1 pseudogene is annotated in these 715 nt (G+C 81.0%); it reads right to left on the reverse strand.

The annotated features are described in order from the left end of the window. A pseudogene (locus KTR66_RS25155) lies at positions 1-715 on the reverse strand (chromosome segregation protein SMC); the annotation flags it as partial.

Here is a 715-nt window from a genome sequence, read left to right on the forward strand (position 1 = left end):
CTGGGCCGTGTGCTCGGCGAGGCGGCGTTCGGCGGCGGCGAATTGGGCGGCGAGTTCGGTGGCGCGGGCCTGGGCGCGGGAATGGGCGGGCTCGGCCGCGTTGCGGGCGGCGCGGGCCTGTTCCTCGGCGGCCTGGGCGCGGGTTTCGGCGGCGGCGGCGGCGGCACGGGCCTGTTCGGCGGCGCGGGCGGCGGGGCTGGCCTCGGCCAGGCGGGCCTCGGCCTGGCGCAGCCGGGCCAGGTTCTGCAGCCGCGCGGCCCCCGCCTTGGCCGCGCCGGGCGCCAGCACATAGCCATCCCAACGCCAGAGCGCGCCGGAGCGCGCCACCAGCGCCTGGCCGGGCCGGAGCGCCGCCTGGAGCGCCGCCCCATCCTCAACGAGGCCGATCTGCGAAAGCGCGCGCGCCAGCTCCGGCGGCGCGCCGACCAGCCCGGCCAGCGCCTCCGCTCCCTCGGGCAGCGGCGGCGCGGATTCCAAGGGTGGCAGGGCCCGCCAGAAGCGGTTGGCGCCGGACCCGCGCCCGCCCTCCAGACCCTCGCCCAGGGCGGCGCCCAGCGCCGCCTCAAGCCCCTCGGGGATATTGAGCGTGCGGGCGATGGGCTCCGCCTCGCCGGTGGCGTCGCCGGCGGCGGCGCGCAGGCCGCCCAGCTCGGCCTTGAGGCGCGATTCGGCGGATTGCGCGGCGGCCTCGGCGGCGCGGGCGGCGGCGGCCTCG

The organism is Roseococcus sp. SDR (genome assembly GCF_019083995.1).
Classification (GTDB): Bacteria; Pseudomonadota; Alphaproteobacteria; order Acetobacterales; family Acetobacteraceae; genus Roseococcus.